Genomic DNA, 24,745 nt, shown 5'->3' on the forward strand with positions numbered 1-24,745 from the left:
TAAATTTATATTTCCAAAGTATCTTTTAACTCGTAATATCTATATATAAACATTTAAAGGAAACAGGTGTAAGGAATGGAAATTGGTTTAAATGCACATAGGGTAAATCAATCTACAAAGTATTCAACTGTGGGTACAGTAAAGAATACTCAAGATTCTCCTTCTGCTCATGGAAAATGTTAAAAGATAAAGGTGTCCCCTTATGGATTATTATGGAGATGCTAAACAAGTTTCGTGCTGATAAAGAGAAGACACCTAGTCAAACTAACAATGATTCTCCAGCTGATGCTATTAATACTACTGAAATAACTAATGAAACAAGATTAGACGTAGTACTGTAGATTGTTAGTACGGCTCATATCGAAACCAAAAGATTATTAATCAAACCTTATCACATATCTGATGCAAAACCTTTATACGAATTACAAAAACATCCCAAAACAAACCGTTTTATGCCATCTCCGTCGTATTCACTAGAAGAAATACAAGATATTATTCTATGGAGCATAGAGATGAACAAAAAAACAACGTAAATAATATTGCTAAATTCAATCTTTCTATTTTTGAAAAACCTTCTCAAAGGTTTAGCGGATATTGTGAATTAGATCCTTTAGACTTTGAGATTACATCTACAGAAATGTATTATGCTTTATCGTATGATAAATGGGGAAAAGGTTATGCAACGGAAGCCACATACGCCCTTTTACAATACGCATTTTTAAAAATAGGGATAGAGCGTGTTGTTGCTGTTGTATTCCCTGAAAACAAAGCATCAATTAGAGTTTTGAAAAAGCTCGGATTTCAATTTGAAGAAAAAATCAAAAATTTAAATGAAGAATTTAAAGAATTTGCAGGTATGCATTCTTTCTACATCACGAAAGATGTATTTTCAAAGAATTTAACAAATAATCGATAACAGACTAATTATAGTGATTCCGCCATATCGCTATCAAGCTAAGCAATTCTTTGTTTCCTAAAACGAAAAAAAGGACCTGAATTCTCATAAATAATTGTTGTTATGAATAGAAGACTAACTCTATAGATATATAAAGTTAGTCTTCTATTTCATTAATTTTAATAAAAGTATTATATTGTGTGCTTCTAATTGGTTTAAATGAAGAGGTAAAGCATCGTATCTTTTTAGAAACCTCACGTCTTTCTTGCAAAGATCTTGTATTTATTTCAAATCTATAATTTGAAGTCTATTCAGAAAGTATCCACTTTGGTGTCTCCGTTTAAAGAAGTACCCATTTTCTTGTCTCGATATATGGACAAGAAAATGGGTACTTTTTTAACAAATCTTGGAGTACGTGGATCTGATAATTTCCCTTTCTCTAAATCTCTTCCATTTGATCCTACAACTTTCCATTTCCCTTGCATACCAGCAATGAAAATTCTATCATTGTCTATTTTCAGCATAACTTTGGTGGTAAAATTAGGACTAACTTTTCCTTTTGAATCCGTTTGTCCATTTTCAGTACTAAGAAAAGCATAATTATTGCAGCTCATAGCATAAATTTTCCCTTCATTAATCGGTACTGCGTTTTGAATAGTGCAGCTATTAGCATCTTATTTATTACTTAATAGACCATACACGCTTGCACTTATAAGAATTACAAATAAGGCGCTTACAATTAGAAAAGAAGTTAGTTTTTTAATGTTAATCATTATTTCCACTCCTATCAGATATTAGTTACTACTCATAAAATATGGAACCATAATTAACCTTTTTATAAATAATATTTTAAAATCAGAAAAGAGGGCCGGATACGCCCTCTTTTTTCTTACTTCACATATACATAGACTTCATTTGCAGTTACATATTAAATCATACTTTTAAATAATTTAGATAATTCCAGTTGATTCAATTAATTTTTTTGTGTAAGCATCTCTATCTGCATGCATCCACTCCTTTGCTACAAAATAATCAACTATTTTCCCGTCTCTAAGTACCAGGACTACATCACAAAATTCTAAAACAAGCGAAATATCATGTGAAACGAAAATAATTGATAATTGCTGCTCTTTACCAACTCTCTTTAGTAGTTTCATTATTTTTAACTGTGTTGTCATATCAAGACTTGTAACTGGCTCATCACATACAAGAATTTCTGGATTAGCTAACAATGATCGTGCAATACAAATTCTTTGTGCCTGTCCCCCACTTAATGAATTACTTTTTCTTTTTAAAACGTCAGGTTGTAAATTCACCTCTGCTAATAGTTCCAAAATTTTTTGTTTGCGTTCTTTTGTAGTAAGTGAAGTGAAATTAAGCAATGGCTCTTCTAAAATCTGTTGAACAGTCTGCTGAGGGTCTAGTGAGGAAAGTGGATTCTGAAAAACCATTTGTAATCTTTTGCTTATCCATTTTCTATCTTTAGCTGTTTCTTTAATTACTCGATTTTGTATCTGTACTTTTCCATTTGTATATGGATGAAAACCTGATAAAATTCTTGTCAGTGTACTTTTTCCGCCCCCAGACTCTCCTACAACGCCTAATTTTTGTCCTTTCTTAAGTAGGAAAGAAACGTTATCAAGTATCTTTTTTTCTGAGTGTTGAAATGATGCAGAAATATTTTTTACTTCTAAAAGCATTTAGAACCTCCCTCGCTACCCTGAGAATTAGGGAGTGTATTCCATAATTCTCTTGTATAACTGTGTTGTGGATTTTCTCTAATGGTAGAAAGCGGTGCTACTTCAATAATTTCACCGTTCTTCATCACTGCCACTTTATCTGCAATTTGGTCCGCTAGGCGTAAATCATGTGTAATAAATAAAATGGACATTTTATATTTTTCTTTTAGCTCTAATAGTTTTCGAATAACTTTTTGTTGGTTAATTGTGTCTAAACCAGTCGTTGGTTCATCAGCAATTAACAAACGAGGCCGTAGTAACAATGCCATACTAATCATGACACGTTGATTCATACCCCCACTTAGCTGCGAAGGATAAGCAGCTGCTATTTTTTCGGGGTCAGAAAAGTTCATTTCCGATAGTTGTTGAAATACTTCTTTCTCTGCTTCTTTTTTTCCTAATGACTTTTTACTTCTTAGCACATCCAACATTTGGTTTCCAATCTTTAAAAACGGATGTAATGCCAGTGTGGGGTGTTGATAAATTAATGCTATTTCTTCCCCCCTGATTTTCTGCCACTCCTTTTCTGACAGCATTGTCAAATTGTTTTTTTGTTTATCTAACGTTATGGCACCATCTATCTTTATTTTTCTCTTGTCTAATAATCCCATTATTGTGCGAGAAGTAATTGATTTACCGCTGCCAGATTCCCCAACTAAACAAAACATCTCCTCTTTGCAAATATGAAAAGAAATATTTTTTACTAGTATATTCTCGCCTGATTTGATGGAAAGTTTCTGCACGTCAAGTAATATATTGTCAGTCACTTACTTTTAGCCCCTTTCCAATAAAATAAAATAACATAACAAAAATGGTAATACAGGAAGCAGGAATCAAAGTAATCCATGGTGCAATCTGGAAATAACTTTTGCCGTCAAGTATCATGCCACCCCATTCTGGCAATGGTGGTTGCGCTCCTAAACCAAGAAAAGATAGACTGGATATCATCAGAATAATGGTCCCCATATCTAAAAAAAACAGTTCACGAATAAGAGGTAATGTGTTCGGTAGCAGATGTCGGTAAATCAATTTGATTCCAAATGTTCCACTTAATTGTGCAGCGAGAATAAATGGTTGATTTCGTATAACAACCGACACGTTACGTATGATTCTTGCATATTGAACCCAACAAGAAATTAGAACAGCTACTAACGTATTAACAAGCCCTGGACCCAAAATACCAGTAATGGCAACAACAAAAAGCAAATTCGGTATAGAACTGAAGGAATCCATGATAGCAGTCATTATAGTATCTATTTTTCTCCCCCATAAACTACTAATAAGTCCAAAGAATGTCCCTAAAATAGAAGAAAGTATTAAGACGATGGCCGGAAAAAGCAAAGTATAAGGTGCTCCAATAACAAGTCTAGTTAATATATCTCTCCCTAAATGATCGGTTCCAAACCAGTGAAGGGAATTTGGTGGCTGTAATTTCTCTGACGCATTTACTTCATATGGGTTATATGGAGTAAATAAAATTCCTATTATTATTACAAAGATTAACAAAATAAAACAAGTTATCGGGAGAATCCATGCTGCTTTTTTCACCATTCTCTTCCCCCTTCTTTCCACTTTTGACGTGGATCTATATATCTTAAAAGCATATCAATTATTAAATAGATAAGCATAGTAAACAATGCCATTATTAATGTAAACCCTATAATAACTGGATAATCCCTGACAGAAACTGCATGAATAATATAATTCCCTACCCCAGGCCAAGCAAAAATAGTTTCAATTACAATAATACCCCCCCACAAACTACCAATATTAGCAGCTATCACCGTTAAAAATCCATGAATACAAGGCAGGTAGAGAGTTCTACTGTATAAAACTACATTTTTTAAACCTCTTGCTCGAGCCGCTTCAAAATAAAGACTTTCTATTACTTCCCCTATGATTTGCCGGAATAATTGTACAAAAACTGCACTAAGGGGTAAGCTAGTAGTCACAATAGGGAGAATGAAATGTAACCACGTATCATTACCATAAACAGGAGTAATTTTCCAGTGTATAGAAAATATTAATACCAATAATAGTCCAACCAAGTAATTTGGCAGTGATGATAGAAAAATAGATATATTGCCAATCCATTTGTCCCATCTACTTCCGTTATAAAGAGCGGCATAAAAAGAAATGATTATCCCAGCCAACGTTGAAATAGCTAGAGAAGGTCCAGCTAATAAAAGTGTGCCATTTATTCGTGAAAATATTTCTTCTACCACAGGGAGGTTCGATTGGTAAGAAACACCAAAATCGAACCTTATTATTTTCATTGCCCACCCAATATATTGATAAAATAATGATGTATTATGACCAAGTTCTTCTCTTAGATTAGTCAATTCTTCGGTATTTATAATTCCTCCACGCTGTAATAGTATGACCATTTCTGGTGAACCGGGAATTATTCGAACAAGAAAAAACAAAAAAATACTGAGAAAAAATAGAGTTAAAAAAATGATAAATAATCTGTTTAGAGCAAAACGCCACATCTTCTATTCTACCCTTTCTAGGTTATTCCAAATGACCGGGTCATCAATGATTGGTCCCCAAGTAAAACCTCTTGTATCAGCACGATGTACAAAGATATCATTTGGATAGAAAAGAGGGACAGTCACTGCATTTGTATTCATATAAGAAAATACTTTATCATATGCTGCCTGACGTTCATCATTAGTCATAGCTTTGCCAGCTTCTATAATATAATTTGACAGATTTTCATCCGTATAAGCTACACCTTTCCCATCACTTTTTACCACAAATAGGGAATCTAGAAAACCTTGTGGATTGAGACTATCTGCATAGGTTCTATAGATTAATAAGTCATAATCTCGTTTTTCCCATAAATTATTATAATAGGAGGTTGACTCCATGCTATTAAGTAAAATTTCAACTCCAGCTTCTTTCAAATTACTTTGTATAGTTTCTGAAATTTGTTTCCATTCAGGAAATTCTTCTGTTTGGAAAGCTAACTTAAGCTTTAAAACCTTCCCGTTTTCACCATATCCCGCTTCTTTCAATAATTGTTTCGCTTTATCTAGGTTATAGGTATAACCTGAGTTATTCAATTCTGTCACAAAAGGTACAGTCCTAGCAAATAAACCTTTAGCTGGTAATCCGTTTTTATCTAATACCTTATCTGCTAAATGTTCTTTATTAATGGCATAATTCAACGCTTGGCGAACTTTAACATCTTGTAAAGCTTCTTTTTGATTATTGATTGCAAGAAAATAACTCATTGTACCCGGTTTGTTTTCTACTTTATAGGCATTATTATCTTTAAATACATTTAAGGCTTGATATGATATCTTGCTCATTTCTCCTCCGGCTATCTGAATGCTTCCTTCTTGCAGTGCTAAAGAACGAGTTTGCGCATCAGGGATAACTTTCCAAATTATCTTTTTATTTTTCAAATTATATTTCCAATAATGTTTATTTGGAGTTAGTACGGTCTCTTTCCCCTTTTTGTGAGAGTCGATTTTCAATGAGCCACTGCCAATCGCTTTTACAAACTTACCATTTGGATCTCCAGCAGGTTCCACAGAATTTGGACTCATTACCCGGAGCGGACGAGCTGCTGTTAACTCATTAAAAATCAAAACACTTGGTTCAGAAAATATCATTTTAATAGTATAGTCATCTATTTTTTCCGCTCTTTCCAAAGTCGCTGCTGTTTTTAACCAAGCATGTTCTTTTTTGCCTTTCCATCTATTAATGGAAAATAGAAGAGCATCTGCATTGAGATTAGATCCATCAGAAAACTTGACATCATTGCGTAAATGAAAAGTATATGTTTTTCCATCTTCCGAAACCTCCCATGATTTGGCCAATGCAGGTTTTATCTCCCCATTTTCTCCGTATTCTACTAAAGGATCATACACCGCAGTATATAATGGCATTGATCCATCATAAGAAGCTGCATCTAACTTATCTGCACCACTATCAGATGTTAGCGCCACTTGAATCGTATCTTTATTTTCCTTAGTTGTAACTTTACTGTCTTCACTGCATCCTGCTAAAACAAAAACTAACAAAACAGTCAACAATGAAGTGATTATCTTTTTATTCATTACAAACCCTCTTTCTAATTTTATGTTGCAAATCGTAATGATTACGATTATCATATTAAAAGTAAGTTTAGTTTGTCAATATTTTTTATCAGGAGGAGTAATATGGAAGAAATAAAAAGACATCAAAAATACTGGGACAAAAGTGCTGAAATATATGATGGCATTATTCAGGAAGAACTAAGTGGATTTAAAAAAGAAGCGTGGCGACGAATTTTAGAAGAATATATTAGTAAGAAAGGTCCTCTTAAAATTTTAGAAATTGGTACTGGTCCAGGTTTCTTTGCTATTTTATTAGCTCAGATGGGGCACGAGGTTACTGCTTTAGATTTTTCAGAATATATGATTAAAACTGCAAAAAAAAATGCATTACAATCAGGAGTTTCTGTAAATTTTATTCATGTTTCACATGCTTCTCCTTTCGATGATATAGAGTCATATGATGTTATTGTTTCACGTAATGTAACTTGGACACTTCATTATCCGGAAAGAACATACACAGAATGGTATAATTGGTTAAAAAAAGATGGTCAGTTACTAATCTTTGATGCAAATTGGAATATCACATTAGCAAAGAAAATGCATGCCGAAATTTATCAAAACGATATTGAGAAAGCAAAACAATTGGGATTTCCAGTTTATGATGAAAAAATATTATTTAGCGAAGGAGATGAGATTGCTAAAAATTTACCACTCACTTTTGCTATGCGACCAGAATGGGATAAGGCAGTACTATTTCAGTTAGGATTTCGGGATATTCAAACAAGACAAGATTTTCACGAATTAATCTACACAAAAGCTGAGCAAGTTGCTTATGCTTCTATACCGCTTTTCTCCATTATTGCTGTTAAATAAACAAAATGCCTTATGATGTGAGACCTGAAAATACGATGAACATCATAATACCTAAACTACCTGTTTCTTATATTCTTTTTGGGATAGGTAGTTTAATTTCTCCTGAATTAGCACACAATTATAGTAATGAGTGTATTCTAGTACAATCTTTCGCACAGTTGTGTTAGGTACTTTTGTTAGCTTTTCTGAGTAGTTCAAAAGTAATAGGGGTACCGCCCCATGCCCATCAAGCTAACCAAGTAACTTACTAGATATGAAACGATCCTTGGTTCAAAACTAGCAATTGATAGAAAAGTAGGCATACTAAAGAAGCCTATTAAAACGTGATTTTTTCGCTAGGCAGCTTGTCTATGCTTCACCGTCGTTTTATACACAATCCCTAGAATATCAAAGACGGTCATCTTCTTATACCGATGACATTTACGACCGTTCTTTTTGAGCAGTAGATAAAGACGATGCATAATTTTCAAAAGTTCTTCTGTGCCAAGGGCTATCGCTTGAAACAGTAACGGAAAGTAATCTTTAATCATATAAATCGCTTTGTATTCACTCAGCTCCTGCTTTGTTTTTTTCAGCAGAAACTGTCGCATTTGGAACATCGTAGAAGAACAGAGGAGAATGCTGATGAGTTGGCCATATAAATGGCACTCTAGGCGTTCTCTTTTAATATTTTTACATTCATCAATTTCAAAAAATGACTTCCACGTTTTAAACAAAATTTCAATCTGCCAACGAAGTGAATACAGTGAGTGCACGTAATTCGTTGGTACTCCTTCTAGAGACGTGTTCGTGATATATACATTCATGCCCATTAAACGTTTACTTTTATCCTTCATGACAATGCCTTTTTTCTTTTCACGTATCACTTGGTTTCTTAGGCGTGTTTGTGTTTGATCATCGGTTAAACGATGGATAATGACACGTGCTGGAAGTTTCTGATTTTGGCCAATTTATGCCTCGCAAATTTCTATCGTTTCACCGGGGATTAGACCCGACATCATTTGTGTCATATCAAGCTGGATGTATTCTGTTTGCTTTTTTAACGTACCGTTGTTGAAGTATTCTGGCTCAGAATTCTTGATATAAATCCGTGTATTCAGCTTCAACCGCGAGATATAGTAAGCTCCTTTATCCTGAATAGTTTGTAAGTCTCCTAAATTGAAGTAACCAAGATCACGTAAACACAAATCGCTCGCCTCTACGGTTTCAAGGCAAACGGTACCATATGTTTTATCATTATTCTTTCCCGGCCCAAGCTGTACGTTAAGGAACTGACCACTTAGTAAATCATATTCCAATTGAATCTTCACTCCAGCTTTATTACTACTTCCACCTGAACCTTGATACTCGTTAGCGAAAGAATCTGGGAGCTGAAAAACTGTCGCATCTAAAATGCGAATACGTTTGAAAGCACCAAGCATGCGTGAATTTAACGATTGTGTCGAACATAATTTTTGTGTAAGGAGTAAAGTGAAGACTTCTCTAAGGAACGCGACAGCCGCATTGTTAAAGCGTTGATTAAGTCCTTCTTGGCTTATTAAGACACCTGTCGAAGCCGCTAATCGACTGCATAGCTGAGTAAGTGATGTACTGGCAATTTCTTGACTGAGCCAGACGCAAAGAGCCACAAGTTCGTTTGCTTGGTATTTACTTGTTCGTTTCACAAATCCCGTCCGCTTAGCGATTTCTTGTATGGTTGAGGGTGATAGGAGGCATTGAAGTTCTTGTGCATGTAAACTTAGGCAATCTAGTGAAATAAAATAGGCTAATTTAAATGATTAATACACACTTAAATTAGCCTTATCCAATTGATAAAATTATTCTTTAAAGAACTATATAATTTTTGAATAGATGACCATCGTAGTAGGGATTGTTAACATCAAAATTGAAGTGAGTACTACTAAGACTTGTTGAGCATCCCAATTAATATCGCTAAATTCGGTTAGGATAAATAGAAGCAAAATTGTACCAAATATGACAAAATAATTCACGAACATCGATTTTCCTAAAATCATCTTCGAACGTTCATCTTTTGGAAATAAGTGTGGAGATAAGTATGCCATAAGTAATTGATTAATCCCTAATGCAAAAGACATAATAGTAATAACATCTGGAAATCGACCATTTATTACATCATCAAAATTTATATAAGTCGATACACCAGTCACAAATAAGCCGGAAATTAAAAATATAAATCGACTTTCCTTCGCCTTTTTAGTCCTACTCATGATTTAATCCTCCTCATAAATGAATATATCTTCAATTTGACAACTGAATATACGCGAGAGTTTGAAAGCTAACGTAATGGAGGGATTATAACGTTCTTTCTCCAATGAAATAATCGTTTGTCTTGATACATCTAACATCACGGCTAATTCATCTTGTGTAAAATCGTATTTGGCACGCAAATTTTTTATGTTATTCTTCATTCTTTACACCTACCATCTTAGTAAAGCAAACTTTACGTTAAGTATACTTTACATTTAATTTTTGTTTAGGTCAAGTATACTTTACATTTCAAATCTTAAATCATAATCCTTATAATATAAGTGTAATTTGCATTAGAAGCATCCAAAATTTTCCTTTTGGAGTACAGTTTTTTCTTAGCTTGATGGGCATGGGGTACCGCCCACATTTTAACGAAAATATACGTTAAGCAAATTTCGACATAAAATGAGACGAATTTCCTACTCTAAGGGGGCACCATATCAAAAAAAGAAAATTGTACGTTTAGACACAAAATAACCGATTCCCTATACGTTAAGGAACCGGTTATTTATTTTACTACTTTTTTATGGGATTTTTATCTTGTAATGGTTTTAAATGATTGATTTAAGGTTATAAACTTAAATCATAAATAAAAGATAGAGTAAAAACTATATAAGAAATAAATGTAAGGAAAACAAGGAAACATATAAACTGAGCATTAGATACATATTGTACTATTCTTTTTTTCATTTTGATTTGCTTTATTTTTTAAGTTTTGCTGTATCAATTTGAATTTGACCTTTCCAAGATCCAGCTACTTTTCCTATTTTATTTATATTTACATCTAACGTAAGGGGTTGTTTAAAAGCGTCTTTCCCTTCAGGACCTTCAACAAATGTAACGACACCTTCTGGTTTATCTTTATCACGAATACCTACATGCTCTAATTTTTTCCCTGATGCCATAAGTTCAAAAGGGAGACGATCATCTGAATCTTGGATAAAGGATATTACCTCTCCATTTTTAAGCTCAGGATTTTCCTCTTGTTGTCCATTAACCTTACCATCACTTCCAAGCTTTAATCCCGTTGTATCAAATTCAAATGGTACTAAACTTCCATCAGCTTTTTCCATTCTATAATGAACAGATATACGTGAATCAGCGATATATAACTCTTTGAAATGTACAGTAATACCTTGATCTGTAATTTTTTCATCAATAGGAATATATTGACCATTCTTCATTCCATCTATTGTGACACCATTTTCATCTTTCGATCCTTCATTTACAACTTTATCATTTGTAACGGCATCCGAAAAATATGAGGCAACATTTGTAGCCGCCACTTGTACTTGTGGAATCATTGCTGTTGTGAAAAGTCCTGCTGCTGCTACTGCTGTATACATGAAACGTTTTGATTTTTTATTCATTTTTGTAAAAATTCCCTTCTTTTGTTGTTTTTTATAATTTATATTAGAAACATTGTCTAGTTTTGAACGACTTTCAAATGTTTTCCATCCTTGTTCTACATCAATTTTGATTTCTTGTGGTGAATGTGCAGATTCTTCATCTAGCATTACGTTCTCCCATTGGTTTAATTTACTGATTTCTACTAATAAATCTTGGCATGTTTCACATGTATCTAGGTGTTTTGTGAATTCCTTTCTTGTATCATGAGAAAGTTCTCCATCAATATATGTTTGAATAAATCCGATATCATAACATTTCATTTGTTATGCCTCCTCCATTTGTTTATAAATCTTGCGGAATTTCATTTTGGCTCGGACTAATAACGTTCCAATAGAAGATATCTCAGTTTGAAGTACTTCTGCAATTTCTTTATATTGAAAATCAGAGAATTTCATTAGTAAAAGGGTTCGGTCTCGATCATTCATTTTATTTAGTATCGTTTGTACTTTTGTAATTTCTTCTTTTCTTATCCAATCATCGTCTAATGATGAGACATTTTGTACTTCGTGGTATTGTATTTCCTTATCAATCTTCGCTTGATGCCTTTTTTCAGATCGCAAATGGTTATAAGCTACATAAGTAGAAGATTTAATCAACCATCCAGGTATGTTTTCAATTGCTTTCCAATCGGAACGATATAATTGTAAAAATACTTCTTGAGCTAACTCTTCAGCGATAGATTGTTCTTTAACAATCCATATGATCTGTTTCACAGCGTAAACATAGTACTGCTTAAATAAATCTTCAAAAGTCATATCAGAAGCATGACTTTCTTCATTTTCTATGGCTAACATGTTAGTTAAAACCTCACTCTCAATTTGATGCCTGTATTATATAGAAACCAGAAAAACGGATTTTGTGACAGTTTTTCTGGTTTTTTTTTATTTTTTTATTATGTACTAAAAAAAGCATTCATCTGATTAAAAGATGAATGCAAAAAGGGAAAAGAAAACATAAAACATAAACATAAAAACTACAACTCTTGCAGTTGTTTTTTATTAAAGTACAAGAAAATAGTTAGTTTGTTTCCAAATTGTGTCTACACGTACGATTTTCTTTTTTGTATGGCGACCCCTAATAAGAAAAACCACAGCAATCGCAGTGGTTTTTCTTATGTCGACCAAGACTATGTTGTAAATGCTCATAACATTATACGTTAAATTTCAAAAAAAGTGTTAGAATATAAACTTTTGAATAATGCTTTACTTTGGAGTTTATTGTGTAGAATATAAATGGGTTGAACAAAAAGCCTAGTAAGAACTAGGCTTTTTGCACGAAAAAAATACCATTTTCATATTAATACATTTTTAATTACACTCTATTGTATAAAAATTTTAATAAAATGTTCCAATGTAAACTTTTATTATTAGTTTACATTTAAATCATTGTAAAAAGATAAAACGAGAAAGAAACGAGAAAGATTGGAATGCCATTAGGATGGGCAATTGATCGCCATTCTACTCTGTTCTTCTACTCTGTTTCAGATTGCATAATAAGATGAGGTAATGGTAAAAAAATCTCTTGATCATAAGAAATAAAAGGGAATTGGTAGAAATATTTGAACCCGTATATATAATGAGTAATATCTTTGGTAATTTATTCTTGAAGCAATATGTAATTTTCACGTTCGATAAGAAGGTGTTTAATTACATGATGGTACGATTTAAATATATAATCTTGGATATTGGGACTTAAAAATCCATTTAGCTCTTTAGTACAAAGACAATGAATAATAAAGCCTATTTTCTTAAATTCAGTATAATAGCATCCAAATTTCTTAAAGAATTCTTGTTTCATATTTATAGTCTCATTTTCAAAATTAAAAATATAAGAATACCTATAGAGCTTATACCTTATATTCTCCTGTATTTGGAGTTGATTTAACCCAGTAACTATTAAAAAATAATCCAAAAATTTATTGTTATTTTTAGAATCCTCTAATATTGGTGGTATATAATTTTTAATTGTATTAATTATCTTAATGAAATTTTTTTGTTCTTTTGGGTCTTCAAAATTACGGTTAGAATACTCTTTGAATGTAATGGTAGAAAATAAAGCAAACGTCTCTAATTCCCACGGTAACACATTGTCTATTAATTTTTGAGAACTTACCAATCCATTAATAGACATAATTTCTCTTGAGTATTGTTGGCATATATTCATTTTCGACTTAAAATCGTATCGTTTTAGTAATATAGGTATTCTTTCAAAACCCAAAAATATACCTCCTCAATTCCTAATATAGCTATATAATACCATAATTTTTATATAGATAATTTTAAATATAATCATTCCCATTAACGTAATTGCACTTAGCTTTTTTGTTGAAAAACCTCACTCTAAAATCTATAAAATTAAAGGTGTTAGAATATAAAAAACGAATTAATATCTGTTATATGTTTTATTATGCATTAGGAAAATTTTGGTAATTCCTCTTCTTTTATTTATGTTAACAATATAGGTATAATTATCATCAATTAAATATAAATTGATGTAATTCTATTAGTCTAAAATAATTTTTTAATGTTCAATAAGTATATTAATTGATATAATACATATTAACAATTTAAATAAGGAATGATCCAATGCCATTTTTATACTCATCACCCATTACAAACAGAAATCGTTGTATAAATATAGAAAACTTTTTAAAGAAGTATGATATTAATAAGTATATATTAATACTTGATTCCAACATCTGCATCTATATAGAAAATTATTTTTTAGATCCTTTAAAAACTATTGATAGTTGGAAAAAAAGTAATGACTTAGAAACCTTAACTGACTTTTTTGATATGATAAAATTCATTAAGGAATTTAAGGTTTCATATAATACGGATCAAGCATTAAATGAAAGTTGTAGGGATATTTTAAATAATTATTCTTTGAACATACCTAAATTCGTAAAAAGAGTAGACTGTATTGAATATATATTATCAGATTTATCTGTATCACAAGTATTATATCCTACCGGGAAATTCCAATCTAATAATAACTTAAATTTCCTAAAGGAAATAATGGAACCTCTTTTTAAAGCTATTGATCTCCCCTATATCACTACAAATTTAATTATGTCGTATATATGTATTTTAAAGATAAAACAACTTATAGATGACAGAAAGCAAAAAAATCATGAGAAATTAAGAAGTTATTTTCAATTTATCACTGAGAAATTAGATTTTATAAGTCTAGCACACTTAGGAGTTGCTATTTTAATCTTTGGTGGATTTAAACTAAGCAATGGAAAAGGTATGGAGAGTTTAATTCACATTAAAAAAAAGAAACATTTATCTAAAAGAGATTCTTATATTCACGGGGTTTGGAACGCTGCTACTGATTTAGCTTGGGTTGTTAATGTATGTCGAGAAATCAAATATGATAAAATACCTATATTTGTGACTAATGACAGAGCACTGAATGAAGTAATGGCTCGATATATTATTAATCCTAATACAAAAAAACAAGATAATGCCCCCATCCTAGCGGCATTTGATTATTCAAATGTAAAATTCGACATTAAATATGAAAAAGAATTGAAAAATATTGAAAAGGAATTAGATTTATTTCAAAATAAAAACCTACTAGATAGGAGATTAAAATTAATTGAGGAAGTAGAGAATGATACCATTTTAAATAGGTTCTTAACACTTAAACAAGAATTAGAAACTCGCCTTCCCTCAAATTGAATTTTTTATTAAACAAATTAAGAATGGTACACAACTTATATCTAGATAAAAATTGTTTATTTTTAGTCAGAACATATCCACCTTGGTATCTATATTTTAAGAAGTATCTACTTTTGTTGGTAATTTAATATTATACACTATAAAATTAGTTCCTACTATCATGAATTTCATAAGGATGACTTTGACAAACAATGCTAAGAATAACGGTATAAACAGTACCATAGCAAGTTTGATTACTATGTCATTTATTGTTGGATTAAATGGTTCAAAATTAATTATAATATTCACTTACCTTTCTGTAATCAGTTCATTTATATAATATAATTATATAAATGAACTCACTAAAAAGACACCATAAGATTCCTTCCTCCACCTAGACCATCTTAATTTTAACCGGTTCTGGTGCAAATATAGGATACATTTCAAGGAACAATCAGGATTCCTACCAGAATTGCTCTTTTTTATCATATACATGGCTTCTACTCCTATATGATATTATCCTATATAACAAAAAAGCACCGCTATGGATGCTTTAGCCTACATATTCTTCAATTTTACTAAAGATACCATTAATAGCAGGTACTACGTATACAGACGCTACAATATATAGAAATAATAGATGTCATTTCAGTTTACATCAGGATTCAACTTTCTCTTTTTCATTTGCCATCCCTTCAAATTTAAAGATTAGAGCGCACTTTTGATTTTGATATGGATTAATTAGCAATATTGTTTACAAACATTGACTAAATAAATTAAATATTATCCTGAGTAAATGAAATGACAGTTCCTTTTTTATTTCGTAACCGCCTAAGTTCTAATTCCATATCATTTATTTTTTTTACAAGTTCGGCACGTTCTAAGCCCAATAATTTATTTTTTTCAGCAAGTCGATGAACCTCAGCTTGCAAGTGTTCATTATGTACTTTCAAATTATTAAATTCTATTTGATCTATAATGGCTTTATCAATAAAGTTTTCAAGTTCTGACATTCGTTCCTGTGTTTTTCTTTGTTTATTTTTTGATAATAAATCTTGCTTTTCAATATCATCAATACGTTTCTCAATATATAAACGCAATGTATTCGGATTGTTATAAACGGTACTTTTAGAAATATTTATTGCCCTACATATCCCACGAATATTGAAGTTTACCGACTTAATTTCTTTAAGTGTTTTATTAATTCGTTCTTCGGTTTCGAGGAAATATCGTTCAATCGTGAAAAATTGTTCTTGAGTACTTTCCTTATAAAAACTTAAATCACCTAAATTAAACTGTTTTAAGCATTCCTGGGTTGCAACTATAATGTTTTCTCGCTCCATTTTTCCACTTCCTTTTCAATATCATTAATACTACTTGCAATACCTTCTAACTCAGGATATCTATCACAAACCCCTCCCGAACCTATTTCATCTTTAAGTAACATTAGCTCGGGATTCAACTTTCGTTCAATATACTTTTTAATACCTTTTAATTCCCTTTCAAGTTCATTACGATATTTGGGATTTTTCTTGTACAATTTTTCATTGTATGCAACGATGTTCGCTTTTTCTTGGAATCGTTTTAAAGAGAATGGTAATTCTTCTAACGAATGAATCTGAACACCAAGATAATAAGCATCGTTAATACTTGATATATATTGATTACGTTCACATAATTTGTTGAAAGACTTTGCACATATACCTAATTCTGTATCTGCGATTGGATTGTCAGTTCTTGAAAGTTTAGATATGATCTCATCTATATCTGTAAAAATATTTAGTTTATTATTTTTCAAAAATTTATTTATTTGGTTGTAAACTTCTTGATATTCTTCAGTTCGAAGTTCTTCCATTATATATTTATCAGAGGTTTCATATATATTCGTATTAAGTGTCAAACCATCCTTTGTTGACCTCTTTCTCAACGTTTCAATCGCATTTACTTCTAATTTTTCAATCTCGTTAAATCGAATATAATGTTGAGTCATTTCTTCAGTTAAATGATTCATGTGTTGGCGAATAAAGTCTAGATGATAACCCTTATTGTATAAAATCGTAGCTAATACGACTCGATATTGATGAAAAGTAACATAGTATATATCTTTATCCATTTCATCATTTGGAACAAATTTTAGCGATTTATAGTTTCTCTTTCTTGTCACAGCAAATTGACTTACCTCATGATCTACAATTTTATCCAGCTGTAATTGATTTTGATGTCGATAAAAAAATTGCACTAGGCGGTAACGTAATAAAGTTTTTGACACTTCTACCCCCTTATCGTTTACAAATAAATATTGTGTTTTCCTTCTTTCTTTGTATATCTCAGTAAGTTTGTTATATGCAAGTAGGGCATTTTCTGTTATAAAACTTCTAGTCCATTTATATTCTTTTTCTTTTACTGTCTTGTAAGTCTTAAAGTTAAGATAATAAAAGACATCATCTTCACCTGTAACCTTTATTTCGTCTAACTTATTTATTTCCAATATCCTGAATTCACCGACACGCATTCCAGTGTCAGCTAATAAAACAATCATACAAGCAGCCGCACGTTGAGTAATGAGTAAATCTTCATTTCTTAAATCTTGGATGGCGAGAGAAATTATTTTGTTGTGTATATCCAGTGGAACAAATTTATGCTTCCCTTGTTCTCTCTCAATTTTAATTTTCCTACTGTCGTGTTTATTAAGATATTTATAACAATCCGAAAAATTAACATTAGGTACCCTAAGTTCTATCTCTGACAAAAACGTCTTAATAGCCTGTTTTTTATCTGTTAAATTCCGTTCAGATGGTACATTAGCTAAAAATCCTTTAAGAAAAGAAGCATCAATAAGATTAGGATAGTACATATAATGATTAGATAAATAATAAATGAGATCTCTAACATAATAGAATCTTTTCTTTACAGTTGTAAAACGTAGGTGTCTATTAAATAACTCTCTTAAAATCATATATTTAGCATAATTTTTATATATTGTATCAAATTGAGTAAAATCATAACTATACGCCCAATCCTCATTTGAAAATCTTTTAAATTCACCAAATTCCCATAAATCATCTGCAAAATTTATATTAGGAGTTATAGAAAAATCCACAAAAGTTTTTAGGTTTAAATTGATAAGTTCTGCTCGTACATTTTTATAAGTTGGTAGTTCTTTTAAGGATTTAAACTTTTTCTCCATCTTGCTCACCTCCATTTTTTTCAAGTAGTTTTACATAATAGGCTGTATATAATTTAAGTTGTGCTTCAATTATTCCTCGTTCTTGGCTATTTAATATACCCTCTTTTAGTATTTTTAGCCTTGTTATGTGTTTCTTAAATAACGGTATTCTATTGGTGGTAGTAGCGAAATGAGGACAAATAAGGCATTCGTATTGTTCTTCTTCAATTACACAACTTCCTTGATTACATCCACCAAGTCCATCTTCTACTGGATTAAGAACCTCAACATCTTTTTCTTCTAAAATGTTCCCATATACATCGACTGATGAGACTGTAACTCCTGCAAAAATTTCAGCATATGTTTGAGCTTCAGTAGCTTTACGGTAATACTTCTTAGCTGTATGAATACTATTTCCAGACATTTGAACGATTACAGAAGTTGGTATTTTATCATTTATACCTTCGGTATATATATTATTTATAAAAGTAGATCGAAGATCATAAGGACGATATTTACCATCAAGTTGTCCTTCTAATTCTTTTTGATTCTTAGAAAAAACATTCCAAAATTGCCAAGTAAAATCTATGATCCTCCCTTTTATTTGGTCATCTTCCTTCAAAAAAATATATTTTTTAATATCTGTACTAGCTTTACTGTATGCGTTTTCTGTGAGACTTGCGGCCTTTTCAATAAGATTAATTTTTTCAATTGTTAGAGTCACTTTAATCTTTTGATTACCAGATCCTTTTGAATAGTATTTAATTACACCAGCTTGCTCATATTTCTCTAAAATACAGTCTCTTTCTAAATTTAATATTTCCCCAAAACGAATTTTGGTTGTAGTCGCCAAATTAAAAATTATATAACAAAGTTCCCCCATAATACTTTGTGACCTTTTTTCTTGAAACTTTTTAGAAAACAAATTGATATCATGTTTAGTCATTGGATTTCCACCATCATAATCTTGAGGTTTTTGCCTAAGCATATCGATTAACAAGATCGGAATTTGATATTTCTTTTTATAAAATTTTAAAAAACTCCTACACCCCTTGATATAACCATTTATTGTATTTGTATTTGTTTCTTTACCACCTATATAGAAACTCCACTGTTCCAACAAATCCGCATTCACATAAACATTCTCACCAAATTTGTTTAATTGTTTATAGCTAGAGATAAAATTCAAAAATTCAATGATTGTATAAATATTTCTCGCCATCGTTCTCACCGACATACTAGTTTGTTTCCAAGCATAATATTTTAAATCTTCGCGTAGAGACTTATCTTTAATTTGTAAAAAATCAATACCACACGGCCTATTTTTATTAGTGTTTGCATAGCCATCAGAAGGTATTAGTTGCCATCTATTTTCCAACGGTACCTCTTCAAAAGGATTATAATGAATTAACTTATATCCTTTTTCATAGTAAACAGAGAAACATTTTTTCCCTAAAATGTGTTCGTTGTAGAACGTTCCCTCAAAAATATTATGTTGAATATGTTGCTCTTTTATAACCTTACAAAGATACATATAAAATCGAACGAGATATCGAGAAAGTTTATAACTTTTTTCATTAAATACAAGAGTTAACTCATTAAGCCTTTGATTTTGATAAAATCGATACTGTTTTTTAAAAACTTCGAACGTAAAATCAGTAATAGAATGCGGTTCCTTATTCATCGACATTAAACTGTAACGAAACAAGTATAAAAAATACCTTAGTAAAAGAGGTTGTTGTTCTTCACTTTGATAAAATCCTATAAGTAAGGCTTTTATTTGACTGTTAGAAATATTCAAGTTAAGTATGTTGGCTTTACTACTCTTATAATCTCTCGTTATCATTTGACCTTCCGCAATAAAGTGCAGCTGGTCTAGTGAACTACCAAGAGGAAAGTTAGTGCTAATTCGATCTAAGAAATACTCATTTTTTCCTAAGGTGGTCCTTCGTTCTTCCTGAATCAGAAATTCTTTATTTTCTTTTAGTTCATTAAAATCTACTATATTCAAATGTATATTTTCTATCGTGTAAAGATATAAATCGGACAACATTTTTCTTGCTATCCTCTTGGTTTTATCACTCCAAGTCTTATATTCTCGAATACACTTCATACTCACACAATATTGTTTCCAAGAAAAATGCCGGATAGTGTAATTTCTCAATATACTGTATAAGAATCTTTCCAAATTATAACGAATTGAATTGCGAATATATAAAGAAAAACATTGATGCAAATAACGATCCTCAAAGAAATTCCAAAACAAAGATTTAAACTCTTCATTTTTTAGATTATTTTCTACATACTGTTTAAATGTCTTACTTAATTTAGTTGGGAATTTATCAAATTCCCATGAATTCGGTGCTGTTGTCATAGCCTTAAACCTCTCTTAGTTAGCTTATCTTGCTTAATAGCGAAAACAATTAAGTCATCTTCCGTTGGATTAAAATACGCGCTCACACTGTTAGTATTTGAATGACGCATAACATATGCTAACTTAATCTCATCAAACGCTTCATGTAATACCTTAAACATTGCAAAACCATGACGAAAACGATGGTTAAGATTATCAGTTTTCTTTCCTCTATCAATTTGGATCCCAACTTGTTGAAAAATGTTTTTCATAATCATATTCCAAGCTCCACCAGCTATTGGTGTGTAATTCTTACTAAGAAAGATATATGCGTTTCTATCAATATCCATTTGACTAACTTTATCGGCTATATTTTTCTCCGAGTAATTTTTGTAGGCTTTATCACTCAGAGAAAAAGGAGAAGTGGTTTCATCAATATATTCTTGAATTAAATTAAATGTTGTAGGTGAAATATTAATAATCTGAAAACCACCACCTTCTGTATTATAAATCTCATTATTGTAATTACTGCGTGATATAATCTTTAAACAACCTTTTGTGTATTGCCAAGGCTTATCTGTAAAACGATTCCTTAATATTAATCGACACCTACCTTTTTGTTTTGTTATATGCTCTCCTTGAATGTCCTCTAAAGTTAAACCTAAAACCTCACCAATTCTAAGCCCGTATTCATACATTAATTTGACTATAATCTTCTCTCGAAGTGTGTATTTATCCTCAATTAAATTCATTATTTCTAAATATTCAGTATATTTTATGTATTTAGGGACTATCTTTGTTTTAACTTCCTTTAAGTTCATTGAGTATTTTTGTACTTCTATTGCATTAGCTTTAGAGTTAAAAGCACTACCACTACCTATAATTTTTTTAACCCCACTTTGTTCTTCAAATACGTTTCCTTTTATCCCTAAAAAACGAAAAAATTTTCTATACACCCCTAAATAAGAATTAACAGTAGCATTCTTCCGTACAGTTATAAAATCATACAATATATATTGTCCAATACCTTGACCACCTTGCAGGAAAGTTATAATTTTTTTCTTATCATCCACATCTAAATATCTTATGTCTGTATTAAAAAGCTCAATGTATGAATAAAGTAACTTTAAAGCACGAAGTGCTAATTCTCTTTTGCTAAATCCCTCATTTCCTAGTTCTTCATTTAGATATTTATAAGTATCAAAATAAACTTTTCCATTTGTACCCATAACCATCATGTATAAAAAATCATTATATCTTTTGGTGATACCAGCTACCATTACTTCATATAATTGATCCCCTCTAATTCTCTTATAACTAATTCCCCAATACCCCTTATATTCAGTGATTTTATCCAAATTTCTCCCCCTATCTGAAACTACTTTACAACTTCCAAAAATACCCTTAACAAATATATTACCATACCGGACATTTTTTAAGATAGGTTAATTTTTTGGGGTAAAAAAAATACACATCACTGTGTCTTTTAATTCCTTTTTAACTTGGTGTAGTGGACAAATTAATAAGGTAGGATAACAGCCCCACCAAATCCCCCATCCAGCAATCGTATCTGTTACGGTATGACCGATAAGTCCGATTAACAGTCCTGCCACTGGACCAAATAATGCTCCAAAAACAGTTAATATAGCTAATGCTGGTTTAATAAATGTATTCGGTGCAATAGAAAATCCCCAAAGCCCTAATATCCCGTATAATGCTGCTCCAATACCGATTGCTACTACTAACTTTGTTGATAATTTGTTCATGACAATTCCCCTCTCATATTAGTCAACTTTTATTACTCTATATTTAATTTAAAAATGAATTATGCATCGACACTCCCTTTCTATACAACAAAAAAATGACCTCTTACATAAGAGGTCATTTTCTGTCACGTTCAAGAATCCTCTTATCTTTCAAAAAACACATCGTGTCCTCTGCGGAATTAGCACCTTCCTATAAAATTGCATAGGGGTTGCTGAGGTTTCTTAGGGCCGTTCCCTCCACCTCTCTGGATAAGTATTAATTTGTAATTCGTATTATGGCACTAAAGAATGTAAATTTCAACACTTTTCTTACTATTTTTATTTTTTGTTAAATAGATCATTTAAATCATTGTATTCTTATCGGAATTATGAAATAATAAATTCAAAATCGTTTCGGGAGGAATGCATTATGAAAGTTATTGGTTTGATTGGAGGATTAAGTTGGGAATCTACATCATTATACTATAAACATATTAATACACTTACACTCTCTCAATACGATCAAAATGCAAAGTTAGTTTTATATAGTATGGACTTTGGTGAAGTAACTACTTTATTACAAAACCATCAATATGAAGAAGTGAAAAATGAACTAGTTACAGTTGCAAAGAAAGTTGAAAAATCTGGGGCTGAATGTTTATTAATGTGTTCAAATACCGTACATCTATTTGCCGAGGAAGTAGAACAAGCAATATCTATCCCGCTTCTTCACATTGGTGATGTAAGTGCTAAAGAAATGGTAGAACAGAATATAAAACGTATCGGACTATTAGGAACAAAACAAACGATGGAGCAAGATTTCTATAAATCACGATTAGCGAAATATAACATTGAGACAATTATCCCAAATGACGAGGAAAGAACTTTTATCCACCATGTCATATTAGATGAATTAAGTAGAGGGATCATTTCAGAAACATCTAAAGAAAAGCTATTACAAATTACAAAATCATTAATTCAAAACGGCGCTGAAGGTATATTATTAGGCTGTACTGAAATACCTTTACTCATCTCCCAAAATGATCTCACTGTTCCCGTTTTTGATACTGCTTTTTTACATGCAAATACTGCTGTACAATTTGCTGGATAAGAATATACAAGCATAAAGGTGAGAACCTCTATGCTTGTATACAGTTACGACTATTTATCCCGCTATTTATGGGTAGTAAAATCCCTATCGATTAAAGTTTTACTTTATTTAAAAGAGATTCAATAACTGCAATTGCTTCTTTTGAACCACCACATTCTAAAAAGCTATCATTAAGTTTTCTTATACCATGTTTATACTTTTCATTTGAAAGAACATCTGTTACGGCCTCTTTTAAAGTGTGCACATTAACATGTTCTTTCAATAGTCTATGTGCCGCTTCAAGCTCAGTTAATCTTTGCGCTATCATTGGCTGGTCTTTATCATGCGGTATTATTACAAATGGGACATTATAATGAATGGCATCGTGTACGCTATTCATACCACCATGTGTAATAAAAACATCTGCTTCATTTAATATTTCTGATTGAGGTACGTATGGAGCAATTATAAAATTATCTGGTGCTTTCTTAATTTTAGAAATATCATTTCTATCACCAATTGCCATTACAACTATCCCATCAAAATCTGAAAAAGTATCAATACAAGTATTAAAGAATGGTTCGAGTCCTTCAAGCAGTGTTCCCATTGAAATATAAATAACTTTCTTTTCTTTAAGTGATTCCAATGGAAACTTTATATTTGTTTTACGCTTTGAAATACTCGGTCCAATAAAAATGTTATTTTCTTCGAATGATTCGCTATTAGGTTGGAAATAACGACTTGTGTATACGAGACAAACATCACCCTTATTATTCATAAATTGAAGATTATTGTTTGGTTTTACTCCAAATTCATGTTCCATCTGGTTTAATAATTTTTCAGAGATCTTCTCTGGTTGGAATGGTATATCTGCATTTGGATGAAAAGGTAATGTCTTCAAAAACTCTGAAGGAATTAAAAATATAGGTGAGGACACTACACCTGGAACTTTTAAATACTCCTTTACTAACTCTCCCGCACCAAATATATCATAAATTACGAAATCAAAATTTATGCTTTCACTTAATTGTTTCGTAATTTCTAATATATATAAAGAAGTTTGAACATGCACATGAAAGAAAGCATTTAACCCAGATGAGGTTTCAGCATCAATAGAAATCCCCTTTAATAGATCCGGATGAGTATGTACAGTAGCTCCTAAATCTTCAATTCTACCCTTAAAGTTTGCCGTTGTAATATAATGTACATTATCCCCTCGTTCAGTAAAGGCTTTTACTAAATTTAATGTAGGGTTTACATGTCCCTCTGCTGGAAAATTAACTACTAAAATATTTAGCACTTATTCCTCACTCCTTACATTTCACTATTTTAATTAAGCATACTGTTATTTGTACATGTAATCGTCCCCTAATAGTCCTAATGTGCTTGCAACATTATGTTGATAAATAATTTTCAGTCATCAACATAAAAAAAGGCATCTACCTATGTAGATGCCTAACCGTGATAAGGAGTGTTCTGTGAGGTTAGAACA

20 protein-coding genes, 4 pseudogenes and 1 riboswitch are annotated in these 24,745 nt (G+C 31.3%); of the genes and pseudogenes, 5 read left to right on the forward strand and 19 right to left on the reverse strand.

Translation table 11 applies throughout. The annotated features are described in order from the left end of the window. Positions 1-170: 170 nt before the first annotated feature. A pseudogene (locus tag CGQ22_RS32450) lies at positions 171-341 on the forward strand (DUF3914 domain-containing protein); the annotation flags it as partial. A gap of 158 nt (positions 342-499) precedes the next feature. Then, positions 500-916 (forward strand): GNAT family N-acetyltransferase, encoded by a 417-nt coding sequence (locus tag CGQ22_RS13400; RefSeq protein ID WP_254704103.1) that lies wholly within the window; start codon positions 500-502, stop codon positions 914-916. A gap of 290 nt (positions 917-1,206) precedes the next feature. Here the strand turns inward: CGQ22_RS13400 and CGQ22_RS32455 are convergent, their stop codons facing one another. From CGQ22_RS32455 to CGQ22_RS13430, 6 genes are all read right to left on the reverse strand, one after another. Next, on the reverse strand, positions 1,207-1,509 hold the full coding sequence (locus CGQ22_RS32455) for a hypothetical protein (RefSeq protein WP_254704102.1): 303 nt from the start codon (positions 1,507-1,509) through the stop codon (positions 1,207-1,209). Between the two features lie 336 nt (positions 1,510-1,845). Next, positions 1,846-2,595, reverse strand: a complete 750-nt coding sequence (locus CGQ22_RS13410) for an ABC transporter ATP-binding protein (RefSeq protein ID WP_089148821.1) — start codon at positions 2,593-2,595, stop codon at positions 1,846-1,848. After that, positions 2,586-3,401 (reverse strand): ABC transporter ATP-binding protein, encoded by an 816-nt coding sequence (locus CGQ22_RS13415; protein ID WP_089148822.1) that lies wholly within the window; start codon positions 3,399-3,401, stop codon positions 2,586-2,588. The genes CGQ22_RS13410 and CGQ22_RS13415 overlap by 10 nt, the downstream gene beginning before the upstream one ends. After that, positions 3,394-4,185 carry an ABC transporter permease gene (locus tag CGQ22_RS13420; protein ID WP_089148823.1) on the reverse strand — a complete coding sequence of 264 codons (792 nt, stop codon included), beginning with the start codon at positions 4,183-4,185 and terminating at the stop codon, positions 3,394-3,396. Before CGQ22_RS13420 ends, CGQ22_RS13415 begins: the two co-directional genes overlap by 8 nt. Continuing rightward, the gene (locus CGQ22_RS13425) at positions 4,179-5,126 is read right to left on the reverse strand and encodes an ABC transporter permease (RefSeq protein ID WP_089148824.1); all 948 of its coding nucleotides are present in this window, start codon (positions 5,124-5,126) and stop codon (positions 4,179-4,181) included. Before CGQ22_RS13425 ends, CGQ22_RS13420 begins: the two co-directional genes overlap by 7 nt. Before the next feature lie 3 nt (positions 5,127-5,129). After that, positions 5,130-6,704, reverse strand: a complete 1,575-nt coding sequence (locus CGQ22_RS13430; RefSeq protein WP_089148825.1) for an ABC transporter substrate-binding protein — start codon at positions 6,702-6,704, stop codon at positions 5,130-5,132. A gap of 102 nt (positions 6,705-6,806) precedes the next feature. Between CGQ22_RS13430 and CGQ22_RS13435 the strand changes: the two genes are divergently transcribed. Next, the gene (locus CGQ22_RS13435) at positions 6,807-7,556 is read left to right on the forward strand and encodes a class I SAM-dependent methyltransferase (protein ID WP_089148826.1); all 750 of its coding nucleotides are present in this window, start codon (positions 6,807-6,809) and stop codon (positions 7,554-7,556) included. Positions 7,557-7,607: 51 nt separating this feature from the next. Here CGQ22_RS13435 and CGQ22_RS31445 read toward each other — a convergent pair. From CGQ22_RS31445 to CGQ22_RS13465, 7 genes and pseudogenes are all read right to left on the reverse strand, one after another. After that, positions 7,608-7,748: pseudogene (locus CGQ22_RS31445) on the reverse strand (IS3-like element ISBt2 family transposase); the annotation flags it as partial. A 143-nt stretch (positions 7,749-7,891) separates the two neighbouring features. Next, positions 7,892-9,313: pseudogene (locus CGQ22_RS13440) on the reverse strand (IS4 family transposase). A gap of 75 nt (positions 9,314-9,388) precedes the next feature. Then, on the reverse strand, positions 9,389-9,784 hold the full coding sequence (locus tag CGQ22_RS13445; RefSeq protein WP_089148827.1) for a hypothetical protein: 396 nt from the start codon (positions 9,782-9,784) through the stop codon (positions 9,389-9,391). 3 nt (positions 9,785-9,787) lie between these two features. Then, positions 9,788-9,985, reverse strand: coding sequence for a helix-turn-helix transcriptional regulator (locus CGQ22_RS13450; protein ID WP_089148828.1), 198 nt, complete (start codon positions 9,983-9,985; stop codon positions 9,788-9,790). Between the two features lie 540 nt (positions 9,986-10,525). Continuing rightward, a complete protein-coding gene (locus CGQ22_RS13455; RefSeq protein ID WP_089148829.1) occupies positions 10,526-11,494 on the reverse strand; it encodes a DUF4179 domain-containing protein in 969 nt (322 codons plus the stop codon). A 3-nt stretch (positions 11,495-11,497) separates the two neighbouring features. After that, on the reverse strand, positions 11,498-12,028 hold the full coding sequence (locus CGQ22_RS13460) for an RNA polymerase sigma factor SigX (protein ID WP_089148830.1): 531 nt from the start codon (positions 12,026-12,028) through the stop codon (positions 11,498-11,500). 802 nt (positions 12,029-12,830) lie between these two features. Next, on the reverse strand, positions 12,831-13,451 hold the full coding sequence (locus CGQ22_RS13465) for a hypothetical protein (protein WP_089148831.1): 621 nt from the start codon (positions 13,449-13,451) through the stop codon (positions 12,831-12,833). 368 nt (positions 13,452-13,819) lie between these two features. On the opposite strand from CGQ22_RS13465, the gene CGQ22_RS13470 reads away from it, so the two are divergent. Beyond that, the gene (locus tag CGQ22_RS13470; RefSeq protein WP_089148832.1) at positions 13,820-14,920 is read left to right on the forward strand and encodes a hypothetical protein; all 1,101 of its coding nucleotides are present in this window, start codon (positions 13,820-13,822) and stop codon (positions 14,918-14,920) included. 755 nt (positions 14,921-15,675) lie between these two features. On the opposite strand, the gene CGQ22_RS13480 is transcribed toward CGQ22_RS13470, so the two are convergent. The 5 genes and pseudogenes from CGQ22_RS13480 to CGQ22_RS13500 form a co-directional block, all read right to left on the reverse strand. Continuing rightward, complete coding sequence (locus tag CGQ22_RS13480; protein WP_089148834.1) at positions 15,676-16,242, reverse strand: hypothetical protein; 567 nt, start codon at positions 16,240-16,242, stop codon at positions 15,676-15,678. Further along, the gene (locus CGQ22_RS13485) at positions 16,221-18,086 is read right to left on the reverse strand and encodes a tyrosine-type recombinase/integrase (protein ID WP_089148835.1); all 1,866 of its coding nucleotides are present in this window, start codon (positions 18,084-18,086) and stop codon (positions 16,221-16,223) included. The genes CGQ22_RS13480 and CGQ22_RS13485 overlap by 22 nt, the downstream gene beginning before the upstream one ends. After that, on the reverse strand, positions 18,070-20,439 hold the full coding sequence (locus tag CGQ22_RS13490) for a tyrosine-type recombinase/integrase (RefSeq protein ID WP_089148836.1): 2,370 nt from the start codon (positions 20,437-20,439) through the stop codon (positions 18,070-18,072). The genes CGQ22_RS13485 and CGQ22_RS13490 overlap by 17 nt, the downstream gene beginning before the upstream one ends. Beyond that, entirely contained in the window at positions 20,436-21,776 is a 1,341-nt protein-coding gene (locus CGQ22_RS13495) for a site-specific integrase (protein ID WP_089148837.1), read from the reverse strand. The genes CGQ22_RS13490 and CGQ22_RS13495 overlap by 4 nt, the downstream gene beginning before the upstream one ends. Before the next feature lie 180 nt (positions 21,777-21,956). Further along, positions 21,957-22,184: pseudogene (locus CGQ22_RS13500) on the reverse strand (ECF-type riboflavin transporter substrate-binding protein); the annotation flags it as partial. Positions 22,185-22,324: 140 nt separating this feature from the next. Next, a riboswitch (SAM riboswitch) is annotated at positions 22,325-22,440 on the reverse strand. Positions 22,441-22,593: 153 nt separating this feature from the next. On the opposite strand from CGQ22_RS13500, the gene CGQ22_RS13505 reads away from it, so the two are divergent. Further along, the gene (locus CGQ22_RS13505) at positions 22,594-23,274 is read left to right on the forward strand and encodes an aspartate/glutamate racemase family protein (protein ID WP_000864394.1); all 681 of its coding nucleotides are present in this window, start codon (positions 22,594-22,596) and stop codon (positions 23,272-23,274) included. A gap of 91 nt (positions 23,275-23,365) precedes the next feature. Here the strand turns inward: CGQ22_RS13505 and CGQ22_RS13510 are convergent, their stop codons facing one another. After that, positions 23,366-24,553: a macrolide family glycosyltransferase gene (locus tag CGQ22_RS13510; protein WP_000932162.1), complete on the reverse strand. Its 1,188-nt coding sequence runs from the start codon at positions 24,551-24,553 to the stop codon at positions 23,366-23,368. Positions 24,554-24,745 lie beyond the last annotated feature (192 nt).

The sequence above is a fragment of the Bacillus sp. M13(2017) genome, from assembly GCF_002218325.1.
Lineage (GTDB): Bacteria > Bacillota > Bacilli > Bacillales > Bacillaceae_G > Bacillus_A > Bacillus_A thuringiensis_K.

Excerpts from the sequence above, each read along its gene's own strand:
- CGQ22_RS13400 (WP_254704103.1), top strand. The coding sequence starts at position 500 with ATGGAGCATAGAGATGAACAAAAAAACAACGTAAATAATATTGCTAAA.
- CGQ22_RS32455 (WP_254704102.1), bottom strand. The coding sequence starts at position 1,509 with ATGAGCTGCAATAATTATGCTTTTCTTAGTACTGAAAATGGACAAACG.
- CGQ22_RS13410 (WP_089148821.1), bottom strand. The coding sequence starts at position 2,595 with ATGCTTTTAGAAGTAAAAAATATTTCTGCATCATTTCAACACTCAGAA.
- CGQ22_RS13420 (WP_089148823.1), bottom strand. The coding sequence starts at position 4,185 with ATGGTGAAAAAAGCAGCATGGATTCTCCCGATAACTTGTTTTATTTTG.
- CGQ22_RS13425 (WP_089148824.1), bottom strand. The coding sequence starts at position 5,126 with ATGTGGCGTTTTGCTCTAAACAGATTATTTATCATTTTTTTAACTCTA.
- CGQ22_RS13430 (WP_089148825.1), bottom strand. The coding sequence starts at position 6,704 with ATGAATAAAAAGATAATCACTTCATTGTTGACTGTTTTGTTAGTTTTT.
- CGQ22_RS13435 (WP_089148826.1), top strand. The coding sequence starts at position 6,807 with ATGGAAGAAATAAAAAGACATCAAAAATACTGGGACAAAAGTGCTGAA.
- CGQ22_RS13445 (WP_089148827.1), bottom strand. The coding sequence starts at position 9,784 with ATGAGTAGGACTAAAAAGGCGAAGGAAAGTCGATTTATATTTTTAATT.
- CGQ22_RS13450 (WP_089148828.1), bottom strand. The coding sequence starts at position 9,985 with ATGAAGAATAACATAAAAAATTTGCGTGCCAAATACGATTTTACACAA.
- CGQ22_RS13455 (WP_089148829.1), bottom strand. The coding sequence starts at position 11,494 with ATGAAATGTTATGATATCGGATTTATTCAAACATATATTGATGGAGAA.
- CGQ22_RS13460 (WP_089148830.1), bottom strand. The coding sequence starts at position 12,028 with ATGTTAGCCATAGAAAATGAAGAAAGTCATGCTTCTGATATGACTTTT.
- CGQ22_RS13470 (WP_089148832.1), top strand. The coding sequence starts at position 13,820 with ATGCCATTTTTATACTCATCACCCATTACAAACAGAAATCGTTGTATA.
- CGQ22_RS13480 (WP_089148834.1), bottom strand. The coding sequence starts at position 16,242 with ATGGAGCGAGAAAACATTATAGTTGCAACCCAGGAATGCTTAAAACAG.
- CGQ22_RS13485 (WP_089148835.1), bottom strand. The coding sequence starts at position 18,086 with ATGGAGAAAAAGTTTAAATCCTTAAAAGAACTACCAACTTATAAAAAT.
- CGQ22_RS13490 (WP_089148836.1), bottom strand. The coding sequence starts at position 20,439 with ATGACAACAGCACCGAATTCATGGGAATTTGATAAATTCCCAACTAAA.
- CGQ22_RS13505 (WP_000864394.1), top strand. The coding sequence starts at position 22,594 with ATGAAAGTTATTGGTTTGATTGGAGGATTAAGTTGGGAATCTACATCA.